This window comes from Burkholderia sp. LMG 13014, from assembly GCF_905232215.1.
Lineage (GTDB): Bacteria > Pseudomonadota > Gammaproteobacteria > Burkholderiales > Burkholderiaceae > Burkholderia.
The window spans coordinates 1-12,679 of sequence record NZ_CAJNKE010000132.1 but is presented as its reverse complement, the minus strand read 5'-3'; the positions used below and the strand labels follow the sequence as shown (position 1 = coordinate 12,679).

At 65.5% G+C, this 12,679-nt stretch carries 10 protein-coding genes; 9 read left to right on the top strand and 1 reads right to left on the bottom strand.

Annotated elements, in window-relative coordinates; all coding sequences use genetic code 11:
- The first annotated feature begins 1 nt into the window (after position 1).
- The 3 genes from JYJ84_RS15895 to JYJ84_RS15885 all read left to right on the top strand — a co-directional run bounded on the left by JYJ84_RS15895 (position 2) and on the right by JYJ84_RS15885 (position 3,633).
- Positions 2 to 1,339, top strand: coding sequence for a heterodisulfide reductase-related iron-sulfur binding cluster (locus JYJ84_RS15895; RefSeq protein ID WP_175221770.1), 1,338 nt, complete (start codon positions 2 to 4; stop codon positions 1,337 to 1,339).
- Between the two features lie 31 nt (positions 1,340 to 1,370).
- Positions 1,371 to 1,952 carry a DUF3501 family protein gene (locus tag JYJ84_RS15890; RefSeq protein ID WP_122949117.1) on the top strand — a complete coding sequence of 194 codons (582 nt, stop codon included), beginning with the start codon at positions 1,371 to 1,373 and terminating at the stop codon, positions 1,950 to 1,952.
- Between the two features lie 733 nt (positions 1,953 to 2,685).
- Positions 2,686 to 3,633 carry a transposase gene (locus JYJ84_RS15885; RefSeq protein ID WP_122949118.1) on the top strand — a complete coding sequence of 316 codons (948 nt, stop codon included), beginning with the start codon at positions 2,686 to 2,688 and terminating at the stop codon, positions 3,631 to 3,633.
- A 125-nt stretch (positions 3,634 to 3,758) separates the two neighbouring features.
- Here the strand turns inward: JYJ84_RS15885 and JYJ84_RS15880 are convergent, their stop codons facing one another.
- Positions 3,759 to 5,285: a mannose-1-phosphate guanylyltransferase/mannose-6-phosphate isomerase gene (locus JYJ84_RS15880; RefSeq protein ID WP_175221771.1), complete on the bottom strand. Its 1,527-nt coding sequence runs from the start codon at positions 5,283 to 5,285 to the stop codon at positions 3,759 to 3,761.
- Between the two features lie 429 nt (positions 5,286 to 5,714).
- On the opposite strand from JYJ84_RS15880, the gene JYJ84_RS15875 reads away from it, so the two are divergent.
- From JYJ84_RS15875 to JYJ84_RS15850, 6 genes are all read left to right on the top strand, one after another.
- The gene (locus JYJ84_RS15875; protein WP_122949728.1) at positions 5,715 to 7,088 is read left to right on the top strand and encodes an undecaprenyl-phosphate glucose phosphotransferase; all 1,374 of its coding nucleotides are present in this window, start codon (positions 5,715 to 5,717) and stop codon (positions 7,086 to 7,088) included.
- A gap of 73 nt (positions 7,089 to 7,161) precedes the next feature.
- Positions 7,162 to 8,574 carry a UDP-glucose/GDP-mannose dehydrogenase family protein gene (locus tag JYJ84_RS15870; RefSeq protein WP_122949120.1) on the top strand — a complete coding sequence of 471 codons (1,413 nt, stop codon included), beginning with the start codon at positions 7,162 to 7,164 and terminating at the stop codon, positions 8,572 to 8,574.
- A 30-nt stretch (positions 8,575 to 8,604) separates the two neighbouring features.
- Positions 8,605 to 9,048, top strand: coding sequence for a low molecular weight protein-tyrosine-phosphatase (locus JYJ84_RS15865; RefSeq protein ID WP_122949121.1), 444 nt, complete (start codon positions 8,605 to 8,607; stop codon positions 9,046 to 9,048).
- Positions 9,042 to 10,220 (top strand): polysaccharide biosynthesis/export family protein, encoded by a 1,179-nt coding sequence (locus JYJ84_RS15860; RefSeq protein WP_175221805.1) that lies wholly within the window; start codon positions 9,042 to 9,044, stop codon positions 10,218 to 10,220. The genes JYJ84_RS15865 and JYJ84_RS15860 overlap by 7 nt, the downstream gene beginning before the upstream one ends.
- 50 nt (positions 10,221 to 10,270) lie before the next feature.
- A complete protein-coding gene (locus JYJ84_RS15855) occupies positions 10,271 to 12,496 on the top strand; it encodes a polysaccharide biosynthesis tyrosine autokinase (protein WP_122949123.1) in 2,226 nt (741 codons plus the stop codon).
- A gap of 64 nt (positions 12,497 to 12,560) precedes the next feature.
- On the top strand, positions 12,561 to 12,679 hold a 119-nt coding region (locus JYJ84_RS15850), incomplete at its 3' end, for a glycosyltransferase family 2 protein (protein WP_205189276.1).

The following is a 12,679-nucleotide window of genomic DNA, read 5'->3' as shown; positions in this document are numbered from 1 at the left end:
CATGCCCCACAAGGAAGGCAGTCTCGAAGCCCCGACCCGGCATCCGCTCGACTGGCAGTCCGAAGCGTTCTACGACCAGGCCGCGATCGATGCCGAAATGACGCGCGTGTTCGACATCTGCGCCGGATGCCGGCGCTGCGTGTCGCTGTGCGGTGCGTTTCCGACGCTGTTCGATCTGGTCGACGACACGCCGATGGGCGATATCGAGGAAGTGCCGAAGGACGCGTTCGGCAAGGTCGTCGACCAGTGCTACCTGTGCGACCTCTGCTACATGACGAAATGCCCGTACGTGCCGCCGCACGCATGGAACGTCGACTTCCCGCACCTGATGCTGCGCGGCAAGGCCGCACGCTACAAGCGCGGCGAAGCGACGCTGCGCGACAAGGTGCTGTCGAACACCGACGCGCTCGGCCACTTCGCCGGCATTCCGATCGTCACGCAGGCGGTGAACGCGGTGAACCGCATGCCGCCCGCGCGCCATGCACTCGAAGCGGCGCTCGGCGTCGATCGCGATGCGTGGCTGCCGGAATTCGCGCCGCGCAAGTTCCGGCGCACGGCGAAGCCCTCGGACGGCGTGCCCGTGCGCGACGGCGAACGCACGCCAGGCAAGGTCGCGATCTACGCGACGTGCTACGTGAATTTCAACGAGCCGGGCATCGGTCACGACCTGCTCGCGATCCTCGCGCACAACGAGATCCCGTACGAACTCGTCTCGCGTGAAGCCTGCTGCGGGATGCCGCTGCTCGAGCAGGGCAATCTCGCCGGCGTGGCCGCGAAGAAGGAGGTGAACCTGCCCGTGCTCGAACGCTATGCGCGCGAAGGCTATGCGCTGATCGGCGCGATCCCGAGCTGCGTGCTGATGTACAAGAGCGAGCTGCCGCTGATGTTCCCCGGCGACGAAGCCGTGCGCGCGGTGGCCGACGCATTCTGGGATCCATTCGAATACGTGATCGCGCGCCATCGCGACGGACTGCTGAAGACCGATTTCAAGACGGGCCTCGGCACCGTGTCGTATCACGTGCCATGCCATGCGCGCGTGCAGAACATCGGCCGCAAGACGGCCGACGCGCTGTCGCTCGTACCCGATACGCGCGTGAATGTCGTCGAGCGCTGCTCGGGCCATGCGGGCACGTTCGGCGTGAAGAAGGAGTTTCATGCGGACGCGATGCGGATCGGCGGGCCCGTGTTCAAGGCGATGGCCGAGCCGCAGCCGGATTTCGTGTCGTCGGACTGCGCGCTGGCCGGCCATCACATCGTGCAGGGCATCGACGACAAGGGGCTGCCGTCCGCGCCGCTCGCGCATCCGCTCACGTTGCTGCGCCGCGCGTACGGCATCTGAGCCGCCGCCGGCCGACCCACGAGGACCTCCCATGACGTTGACCCGCGACTCCCTGCTGACGCTCGAAGCGTACGCGAAGATCCGCAAGGCCGAACACGCGCGGCTCGTCGCGTACAAGCGCCGCCGCGCGGTGGCGCTCGGCAATCACCTGCGCTTCCTGTTCGAGGACGAGACGACGATCCGCTATCAGATCCAGGAAATGCTGCACATCGAGAAGATCTTCGACCAGGCGGGCATCGAAGGGGAGCTCGAAGCGTATCTGCCGCTCGTGCCGGACGGCACGAACCTGAAGGCGACGATGCAGATCGAGTACGAGCACGAGATCGAACGGCGCGCGGCGCTCGCGCGGCTGATCGGCGTCGAGGATCGTGTGTACCTGCAGGTCGACGGGCACCCGAGCGTCTACGCGATCGCCGACGAGGATCTCGAGCGCGACAACGCCGTGAAGACGTCGGCGGTGCACTTCGTGCGCTTCGAGTTCGGCGCGCCGATGCGCGCGGCGCTCAAGGGCGGGGCGGCGCTGTCGATCGGCTGCGATCACCCGGCCTACACGATGCCGGCTCAGCGCGTGGACGCGGACGTGACCGCATCGCTGGCCGGCGATCTGCGCTGACGCGTCCGATGCGCGCCCGGCGCGACCTGCGCACCGTTTTCCATTTTTCTGTTCCGACCCGAAACGGGATTTCCGCCCACGAGGCGACGCGGTCGCGCGCCTGCCGCCGCGCAGATGTAACAGACGTCACGGGCTTGCACGCGGCGAAAAATGTGCATCCCGCGTCACCGTGCTTTCATCACCCGCAGAGAAACAATAAAAAGATTGTGCACGGAGATAATTAAAATCGGCCGAATTTGAATGATTTACCGATTCGTGAATATCTTGTTACGCTTTTTTCCCTGATTTACCGATGTTGGGCAGCAATGCGCCGGATTGTTGCCGGCAGGGGTCTGAGCACCCCGAAAATGCTCATAAAAAGCTATTCTTCATACGCTGCAGAGCCCCGCCAGACGGGCCTTTCCAGCGGCGGGCATAAAGATCTCTCAAAAAAATTCATGCGTAAATACATTACGCATCCATGGCTGGTTGTTTCAGTGCGTAACATTAAGTCATTGTCATATTGAGATTAACCCTAGGGATGGTATGCTTCGTGCACAAAAATTCCCACATTGGAGTGAGACCGTGATTTGTGCGTCATTGCCGGGAATCGCGGCACCGTGAAAGTGCGGTGCCGCACCGGCGTGCACAACCCCGGATAACCATAATGTGCAACCTGGCCGCCCCGCGACGCGATGTGTCGCGACGGCGCCGCCAATCGCAGCCCCGGCCTGGCTGCGTGGAGAGATCTACTATGTTCTTCGATGAGCTTAACGATGAAGAGTGGTTTCGTCTTTCAACGCTGATCGCCGATGAACCCATCCGGCTGAACCGTCGTGGGCGTCCACGCGCCGAACCGCGCGTCGTTGCCAATGCGGTGCTCTGGATCCTGACGACCGGGGAAGCCTGGTCGAAGCTGCCCGGTCGTTATCCGTCCGGGCCGACGTGCCGTCGTCGCTACGAGGAGTGGCTCGCGTCCGGCACGCTGCTGCAGATGATCGACGCGTTGACCCAGTTCAGCGGGCGTACGTTCGCGTATATCCCGCCGCCGCCGGTGCCGGTCGTGCCCGCGCGTCGTGCCGAGCCCATGCCCGACAACGACCGCTTGCGCGGCGTGTTCTGGCAAAACCCCGAGTCGTGGCAATTGCCGGTCGCTCAGGCAAACGTTTGGGAGGGCGAGGGCGCGTCGCTGAGCGCGATGCCGGTCGACGAAGTGGTCGATCCGTCGGCCGTGTCGTTCTCGGTACCGGGTGCGCCGTCGGTGGAGTTGCGCCATGCGCATGCACATGCGTCGTCGGCGAGCTTTGCCGCGGCCGAACCGCAAATCGACGAGTATCGCGGTTATACGATCTGCGGCATCGCGCAGCCCGTGCAGAACCTGATGTATCGCGCCTGGGCCGAGATTACGCAGGACGACCGGCGCGTCGAGCGCTCGGGCCTCATCGGTCCGCGCTTCACCGATGCCGAGGAAGCCGAGCAGTTCGCGCTCGACTGGGCGCGCCAGTGGATCGATCGCCATGGCGCGAGCGACGAACCGGCGCGCGAGCCGCAAGGCGAGGTGCTGGCCGGCCTGTCCGCGCTTGCGCGTGCGGAGTCGGACATCCAGCGCTTCATCGCCGAGCGTCATGCGGGCGCACTGTCCGAAAGCCGTAACGATCCGGTGCAGTCAGAGCGTCGCGAATACGTGTACCGCGTAGGCTGATCGCCAACCCGCTGAAACGCGCGGACCGTCGTGTGCCACGACGCCCGCGCGGAAGTCCCGTCCTTTCATGTCTGCCTCGCCCGGGGCGCCGCTGTCGAAGCGGCGCCCCGGGCGTAGACGCGTTGTTACTGCCGGCCGTAGGTATCGTCGAAGCGGACGATGTCGTCCTCGCCGAGATACGCACCCGACTGCACCTCGATCAGTTCGAGCGGCATCTTGCCCGGGTTCTCCAGGCGGTGCGACACGCCGAGCGGGATGTACGTCGATTCGTTTTCGGACAGCAGGAACGTTTCGTCGCCGCGCGTGATGCGCGCGGTGCCACGCACGACGATCCAGTGTTCGGCGCGGTGGTGGTGCATCTGCAGCGACAGTCGCGCACCCGGCTTCACGACGATGCGTTTCACCTGGAAGCGCTCGCCCATGTCGACCGAGTCGTAGTGGCCCCACGGGCGATGGACCTTGCGGTGATCGGCTGCTTCCGCGCCGCGTTGTGCCTTGATTTGCCCGACGATTTTCTTCACGTCCTGCACGCGCGACTTGTCCGCGACGAGCACGGCATCGGGCGTTTCGACGACGACGAGGTTCTGCGTGCCGACGCAGGCGACGAGCCGGCTTTCCGAATGCGCGAACGTCGATTCCGCGCCTTCGAGCAGCACGTGGCCGCGGCCGACGTTCCCGGCTTCGTCCTTCGGCGAAATCTGCCAGATCGCGTCCCACGAGCCGACGTCCGACCAGCCCGCGTCGAGCGGCACGACGACGCTCTCGCACAGTTGCGGCAGGGTCGCGAGCCGCTCCATCACCGCGTAGTCGATCGAGTTCGACGGCGACGCAGCGAATGCGTCGCGATCGACCCGGAAGAAATCGCCGTCGGCCTTGCCCTGGGCGACCGCCTGTTCGCAGGCTGCGTAGATCGCGGGCTCGAGCTGGCGGATCGCCTTCAGCCAGACCGACGCGCGCACGATGAAGATCCCGCTGTTCCACCAGTATTCGCCCGATGCGACGTACTGCTGAGCGAGTTCGAGATGCGGCTTCTCGACGAAGCGGTCGAGGCGGCGCACGTCGAGGCTGCCCGTCCCGGCATCGCCGAGCGGCGCGCCGACGCGGATGTAGCCGTAGCCGGTTTCCGCGTGCTTGGGCACGATGCCCATCGTCGCGATCTTGCCTTGCATCGCGCAGTGCACGCCGGCCGCGACGGCCGCGTGGAAGCGCGGCAGGTCGGCGACCGCATGGTCGGCCGGCATCACGGTCATCACGGCATCGTTGCCGCCGGCGACGAGCCGCAGGGCGGCGAGCGTCAGCGCGGGCGCGGTGTCGCGGCCGACCGGCTCGAGCATGATCGACGCCGATTTGCCGGTCAGGCGCAGCTGTTCGGCGGTCGTGAAGCGGTGATCCTCGCCGCATACGATCAGCACGTCGTCGTTCAGCGGATGGGCGGCCGTCAGGCCGTCGAGGCGCAGCGCGGTCGACTGCAGCAGCGAATGTTCGCCGAGCAGGCCGATCAGCTGTTTCGGAAAACGTTCGCGCGACATCGGCCACAGGCGCGTGCCGGAACCGCCGGCGAGAATCACCGGTTGCACGGCGACGCGCGTGCCGGCGGCGGGGGCGGCGGAAGAAGAATGGCGCGTTTCGGCAGCCACGGCCGGAGCATTCATGAGGACACTCTCCACGGTTGAAGTCAGTGCCTATCTTTGTAGCACGAAGTAAATCGACAATAAAACCGAACCCATTTTCCGGATATTCGCCAGGCATTCATCAGGAAGAATTTTCCGCGCTAGCATCCGATACGAATAAAAAAATAAAAAATAAATCCGGGAATCGGCCGGTCTTAACCGCCCGCAAAGGGTGCACGGAAATCGTAAAGATTCTGAAAAATTCCCGATTTCTGGGCATTTCGGGAAAACCTGCCGATTTAATTAAAAAACTTCCCGGCAAGAATTTCCGATTATTTTTCGAAATACTTGTGCGCTTGAGGAGGAATTTTCTTACCGCTTCAATAGCGTCATGCAACGTTTGAATCGAATGTGCGGCACGGGTCGCACAAGGAGCTGTTCGGCAAACGCCTGTTCAAAGAGGAAGCAGACATGTTGAGCGTGCTGGCGAGAGTCATCGATATCGCGATGGTCGTGATGGGGGCGTTGATCGCCGCCACGCTGCACGGTGGCAGCATCTGGCTCAACGACCTGCAGCGCACGATGATGCTGTTCGATTGCCTGCTCGTCGTCGTGTGCTTTCCCGCCTTCGGCATCTACCAGTCCTGGCGCGGCAAGCGTCTCGTCGGGCTGGTGGGGCGGGTTGCGTTTGCGTGGCTCGTGGTCGAGCTCGCGGGCATCCTGTTGAGCTTCAGCTTTCATCAGTCGGGCGACCTGTCGCGGCTGTGGCTGGGTTACTGGGCGCTCGTGACGATGGCGTTGCTCGTCGGCTCGAAAGCCTGCGTGCACGTCGTGCTGCGGCAACTGCGCCGCGGCGGCTACAACCTGAAGGCGGTCGCGATCGTCGGCGGTACGCCGGCGGCGCGGCGGCTGATCGCGCAGATGCGGGCGCGGCCGGAAGCCGGTTTCAATCCGGTGTGCGTGTACGACGAAAGCGAAGCGCCGGGCGAAGTCGCGCTCGACGACGTGCGCATCGAGCGGCAGTTCGACTCGCTGGTGTGGCTGGTGCGCAGCCGCGCGATCAGCGAGCTGTGGCTCACGCTGCCGATTACGGAAGAGCGCCGGATTCACCAGATCGTGACGGTGTTCCGCCACGACTTCGTGAACATCCGCTTCATCCCGGACGTGCGCACGCTGTCGTTCTTCAACCAGGAAGTGGTCGAGGTGCTTGGCGTGCCGGCGATCAACCTCGCGGCGTCGCCGATCACCGACGTGCGGATCCTGCCGAAGTTCGTGTTCGACCGGGCGTTCGCGCTGGTGGCGCTCACGGGCCTCGCACCGGTGATGCTGCTGATCGCGTGCCTGATCAAGCTGACGTCGCGCGGCCCGGTGTTCTTTCGCCAGAAGCGCAAGGGCATCGACGGGCACGAGTTCGAGATCTACAAGTTCCGCTCGATGAAGGTGCACCAGGAAGTGGCGGGGCAGGTCACGCAGGCGAAGAAGAACGATTCGCGCGTGACGCCGGTCGGCCGGTTCCTGCGCCGCACGAGCCTCGACGAGCTGCCGCAGTTCATCAACGTGCTGAAGGGCGAGATGTCGGTCGTCGGCCCGCGCCCGCATGCGCTCGCGCACGACGACATCTACAAGGATCTGGTCAAGGGCTACATGTTCCGCTACCGGATCAAGCCGGGCATCACCGGGTGGGCGCAGATCAACGGCTTTCGCGGCGAGACCGACCAGATCGAGAAGATGATGGGACGCGTGAAGCTCGATCTGTACTACATGCAGAACTGGTCGTTCTGGCTCGACATCAAGATCGTCGTGCTGACGCTCTGGAAAGGCTTCACCGGCAGCAACGCTTACTGAGTCTCGACGCCGCGCCACGCAGGCATTCCGGCTTTACGAATTTCGAATCATTGGTCAAGAGGTCCGACACATCATGAATCTGACTATCATCGGCAGCGGTTACGTAGGTCTTGTCACCGGCGCCTGTCTCGCCGACATCGGGCACGACGTGTTCTGTCTCGACGTCGACCAGGCAAAGATCGACATCCTGAACAACGGCGGCGTGCCGATCCACGAGCCGGGTCTCAAGGAAGTGATCGCGCGCAACCGCTCGGCCGGCCGCCTGCGTTTCTCGACCGATATCGAGGCCGCGGTCGCGCACGGCGACGTGCAGTTCATCGCGGTCGGCACGCCGCCCGACGAGGACGGCTCGGCCGACCTGCAATACGTGCTCGCGGCGGCGCGCAACATCGGCCGTCACATGACGGGCTTCAAGGTGATCGTCGACAAGTCGACGGTACCGGTCGGCACGGCCGAGCGTGTGCGCGCGGCGGTGGCGGAAGAGCTCGCGAAGCGCGGCGCCGACCAGATGTTCTCGGTCGTGTCGAATCCGGAATTCCTGAAGGAAGGCGCGGCGGTCGACGATTTCACGCGGCCGGACCGCATCGTGATCGGCTGCGACGACGACGTGCCGGGCGAGCGCGCCCGCGAGCTGATGAAGAAGCTGTACGCACCGTTCAACCGTAACCACGAACGCACGCTGTACATGGACGTGCGCTCGGCCGAGTTCACGAAATACGCGGCGAACGCGATGCTCGCGACCCGCATTTCGTTCATGAACGAACTGGCGAACCTCGCCGACCGCTTCGGCGCGGACATCGAGGCCGTGCGCCGCGGGATCGGCTCCGATCCGCGCATCGGCTATCACTTCCTGTATGCCGGCTGCGGCTACGGCGGCTCGTGCTTCCCGAAGGACGTCGAGGCGCTGATCCGCACGGCCGACGAGAACGGGCAGGCCCTGCAGATCCTGAAGGCCGTGTCGTCGGTCAACGCGACGCAAAAGCGCGTGCTCGCCGACAAGATCGTCGCGCGCTTCGGCGAGGACCTGACCGGCCGCACGTTCGCGATCTGGGGCCTCGCGTTCAAGCCGAACACCGACGACATGCGCGAAGCGCCGAGCCGTGAGCTGATCGCCGAGCTGCTGTCGCGCGGGGCGCGCATCGCCGCGTACGACCCGGTCGCGCAGCAGGAAGCGCGCCGCGTGATCGCGCTCGATCTCGCCGATCACCCGAGCTGGCTCGAGCGCCTGACCTTCGTCGACGACGAGGCGCAGGCCGCCCGCGATGCCGACGCGCTCGTGATCGTCACCGAATGGAAGATCTTCAAGAGCCCCGACTTCGTCGCGCTCGGCCGCTTGTGGAAAGCGCCGGTGATCTTCGACGGCCGCAACCTGTACGAGCCGGAGACGATGAGCGAGCAGGGCATCGAATACCACCCGATCGGCCGGCCGGGCTCGCGCCAGGCCGTCGCCGCCCGTGTGCCGGGCACCGCGCCTGCAAGCGCGTAACCCGTTTCCCGTCACTCGTTACGAGACGCCATGTTCCGGAACATCCTGATCGTCTGCCACGCGAACGTCTGCCGCAGCCCGGCAGCGGAAATGCTGTTCAAGTCGCACGCCGCGTCGCGCGGCGGCCCGCGCCCGACGTTCCATTCGGCGGGCGTGCATGCGAACGACGGCGACGGCATCGATCCGGTGATGCGTCAGCTGCTTGCCGAGCGGGGCGTCGATGCGACGACCCACCGCTCGCGGCGGCTGTCGCGCCGGATCGTGCGCGATGCCGACCTGATTCTCGTCAGCGAGCGCGGACAGATCAAGGCCGTCGAATCGGTCGATCCGTTCGCGCGCGGCAAGGTCCACCTGCTCGGCAAGTGGGAAGGGGCCGAGATTGCCGACCCGCACGGCGGCCCCGAGGCCGATTACCGCAAGAGCTACTCACTGATCGAACGTCTGGTTCAAGGATGGCTACAGAAACTATGCTGAAACGCCCGATGCGCCCGGTGGCGCTTGCCGTCGCGCTGACGACTTTCCTGTCAGCCTGTGCAACCGCGCCCGGCAACTACCTCGACTCGTCGAACCTGAAGGACGAAGGCCGGCAGCAAGCGGCCGAAACCTATCCGGTTCATTACATCGACGCCAAAGTGGTGATGGATCAGCTGCAGAAAGCGCAGGTCGACCATCCGCTGCCGCCCGGACGTTACACCGATCCGTCGGAGTACGTGTACCGCGTCGGCCCGCAGGACATCCTCGGCGTCACCGTGTGGGACCACCCCGAGCTGACGACGCCGCAAGGCCAGTCGTTCTCGAGCGGCGGCAACACGACGCAGTCGGTCGCGGGTGCGCTGCAGCAGCCGTATACGACCGCGCTGCCGGGCCAGGCCGATCCGTACGGGCAGACGGTCGCCGCCGACGGCACGATCTTCTTCCCGTTCGTCGGCCGCATCAAGGTGGCCGGCAAGACGGTCGCGCAGATCCGCGAGCAGATGGCCACCACGCTGTCGCGCTACGTGAAGAATCCGCAGCTCGACGTGCGGGTGCTGTCGTTCCGCAGCCAGAAGGTGCAGGTGACGGGCGAGGTGAAGCAGCCGGGCCCGCTCGCGGTGAGCGACGTGCCGCTGACGCTCGTCGACGCGATCTCGCGCTCGGGCGGCTCGACCAACGAGGCCGACCTGCAGCGCGTGCGCCTGACGCGCGACGGCAAGCTCTACACGCTCGACGCGAACGGCGTGCTCGATCGCGGCGAGGTGCGGCAGAACGTGATGCTGCAGCCGGGCGACATCATCAACGTGCCGGACCGCAGCGACAGCCGCGTGTTCATCATGGGCGAGGTCAAGACGCCGGTCACCGTGCCGATGCTCAAGGGCAAGCTGACCCTCGCCGATGCGCTGACGTCCGGCGGCGGCATCCTCGACACCGATGCGAATCCGCGCAAGATCTACGTGATGCGCGGGATGCGTGACAACCCGACGAAGCCCGAAGTGTTCCGTCTCGACATGACGCAGCCGGATGCGCTGATGCTGTCGAGCCGCTTCCCGCTTCAGCCGCTCGATGTGGTCTACGTCAGCACGGCCGGCTCGGTGCAGTTCAACCGTGTGCTGCAGCAGGTGTTGCCGACGATTCAGACGATCTTCTTCATGCGGCAAATCACGCGCTGATAGCCCGCCGGGGCGGCGCCTCCGCCCCGGCACCACTCAAGCGGGAACGAATGGTGAACACGCAAGCGAAACACTCCTACGCGGATCTGTCCGCGAAAACCGAGGAAGAGGACGTCGTCCTCGGCCAGTTGCTCCAGGTGATCATGGACGACATCTGGCTGTTGCTCGGCATCGCGGTGACGGTCGTCGCGCTCGCCGGCCTCTACTGCTACATCGCGAAGCCGGTCTACCAGGCCGACGTCCATGTGCGGGTCGAGGGCAACGACAACACGTCGCAGGCGCTCACGCAGACGCAGACGGGCGCGATGATCAACAGCGGCCCGCAGCAGGCGCCGACCGATGCGGAAATCGAGATCATCAAGAGCCGTGGCGTGGTCGCGCCGGTGGTCGAGCAGTTCAAGCTGAACTTCTCGGTCGTGCCGAAGACGCTGCCGGTGATCGGCAGCTTCGCCGCGCGCGTCGCGACGCCGGGCGAACCGGCGAAGCCGTGGCTCGGCCTGAAGTCGTACGCCTGGGGCGGTGAAGTGGCCGACGTCGATTCGATCAACGTCGTGCCCGCGCTCGAAGGCAAGAAGCTGACGCTGACGGCCGGCCCGAACGGCACCTATTCGATCGTCGACCAGAACGGCATGCGGCTGCTGTCGGGCCACGTCGGCGAATCGGCGCAGGGCGGCGGTGTGACGCTGCTCGTGTCGAAGCTCGTCGCGCGCCCGGGCACGCAGTTCACGGTGGTCCGCTACAACGATCTCGACGCGATCAGCGGCTTCCAGACCGGCATCCAGGTGACCGAGCAGGGCAAGCAGACGGGCGTCGTGCAGATCTCGCTCGAAGGCAAGGACCCGGACCAGACCGCCGCGATCGCGAACGCGCTCGCGCAGTCGTACCTGAACCAGCACGTGGTCGCGAAGCAGGCCGAAGCGACCAAGATGCTCGACTTCCTGAAGGGCGAGGAGCCGCGCCTGAAGGCCGACCTCGAACGCGCGGAAGCCGCGCTGACGCAGTACCAGCGCACGTCGGGCTCGATCAACGCGAGCGACGAGGCGAAGGTCTACCTCGAAGGCAGCGTGCAGTACGAGCAGCAGATCGCCGCGCAGCGCCTGCAGCTCGCGTCGCTCGCGCAGCGCTTCACCGATTCGCACCCGATGGTGATCGCCGCGAAGCAGCAGCTCGCCGAGCTGCAGGGCGAGAAGGACAAGTTCAGCAACCGCTTCCGCAGCCTGCCGGCCACCGAAGTGAAGGCCGTCCAGCTGCAGCGTGACGCAAAGGTTGCCGAGGACATCTACGTGCTGCTGCTGAACCGCGTGCAGGAGCTGTCGGTGCAGAAGGCCGGCACGGGCGGCAACATCCACCTCGTCGACTCGGCGCTGCGTCCGGGTGATCCGGTCAAGCCGAAGAAGGTGTTGATCCTGTCGGCCGCCGTGTTCCTCGGGCTGATCCTCGGCACGGGCGTCGTGTTCCTGCGCCGCAACATGTTCCAGGGCATCGAGGATCCGGACCGCATCGAGCGCGCGTTCAACCTGCCGCTGTACGGGCTGGTGCCGCAAAGCGCCGAGCAGGTGAAGCTCGACGCGCAGGCCGAGAAGAGCGGCAGCCGCGCGCGGCCGATCCTCGCGAGCCTGCGTCCGAAGGATCTCAGCGTCGAGAGCCTGCGCAGCCTGCGCACCGCGATGCAGTTCGCGATGATGGATGCGAAGAACCGCGTGATCGTGCTGACGGGCCCGACGCCCGGCATCGGCAAGAGCTTCCTGACGGTCAACCTCGCGGTGCTGCTCGCGCATTCGGGCAAGCGCGTGCTGCTGATCGACGCGGACATGCGCCGCGGCCTGCTCGACCGCTACTTTGGCCTCACGTCGCAGCCGGGACTGTCCGAGCTGCTGAGCGACCAGTCGGCGCTCGAAGATGCCGTGCGCGAGACGCCGGTGCAGGGCCTGTCGTTCATCTCGGCCGGCACGCGCCCGCCGAACCCGTCGGAGCTGCTGATGTCGTCGCGCCTGCCGCAATACCTCGAAGGGCTCGGCAAGCGCTACGACGTGGTGCTGATCGATTCGCCGCCGGTGCTGGCAGTGACCGACGCGACCATCATCGGCCGCATGGCCGGCTCGACGTTCCTCGTGCTGCGCTCGGGCATGCATACCGAAGGCGAGATCGCCGACGCGATCAAGCGCCTGCGCACCGCGGGTGTCGACCTGGAAGGCGGGATCTTCAACGGCGTGCCGCCGAAGGCGCGTGGCTACGGCCGCGGCTATGCGGCCGTGCATGAATACCTGAGCGCCTGATCCGCATCGCACGTAACCGGGCGAGCAGCCAGTGTTGCCCGCCCGGCCGACAGGAGAACCAACGATGAAAATTTCCGTGCTCGTTCCGACCTATCGGCGCCCTGCCGACCTCGCGCGCTGCCTGGCGGCGCTGCAGCGGCAGCATCGGCTGCCCGACGAGGTGATCGTCGTCGCGCGCCCGGA

Coding starts and splice junctions, on each gene's coding strand:
- JYJ84_RS15895 (WP_175221770.1), top strand. CDS start 2: ATGCCCCACAAGGAAGGCAGTCTCGAAGCCCCGACCCGGCATCCGCTC.
- JYJ84_RS15890 (WP_122949117.1), top strand. CDS start 1,371: ATGACGTTGACCCGCGACTCCCTGCTGACGCTCGAAGCGTACGCGAAG.
- JYJ84_RS15885 (WP_122949118.1), top strand. CDS start 2,686: ATGTTCTTCGATGAGCTTAACGATGAAGAGTGGTTTCGTCTTTCAACG.
- JYJ84_RS15880 (WP_175221771.1), bottom strand. CDS start 5,285: ATGAATGCTCCGGCCGTGGCTGCCGAAACGCGCCATTCTTCTTCCGCC.
- JYJ84_RS15875 (WP_122949728.1), top strand. CDS start 5,715: ATGTTGAGCGTGCTGGCGAGAGTCATCGATATCGCGATGGTCGTGATG.
- JYJ84_RS15870 (WP_122949120.1), top strand. CDS start 7,162: ATGAATCTGACTATCATCGGCAGCGGTTACGTAGGTCTTGTCACCGGC.
- JYJ84_RS15865 (WP_122949121.1), top strand. CDS start 8,605: ATGTTCCGGAACATCCTGATCGTCTGCCACGCGAACGTCTGCCGCAGC.
- JYJ84_RS15860 (WP_175221805.1), top strand. CDS start 9,042: ATGCTGAAACGCCCGATGCGCCCGGTGGCGCTTGCCGTCGCGCTGACG.
- JYJ84_RS15855 (WP_122949123.1), top strand. CDS start 10,271: ATGGTGAACACGCAAGCGAAACACTCCTACGCGGATCTGTCCGCGAAA.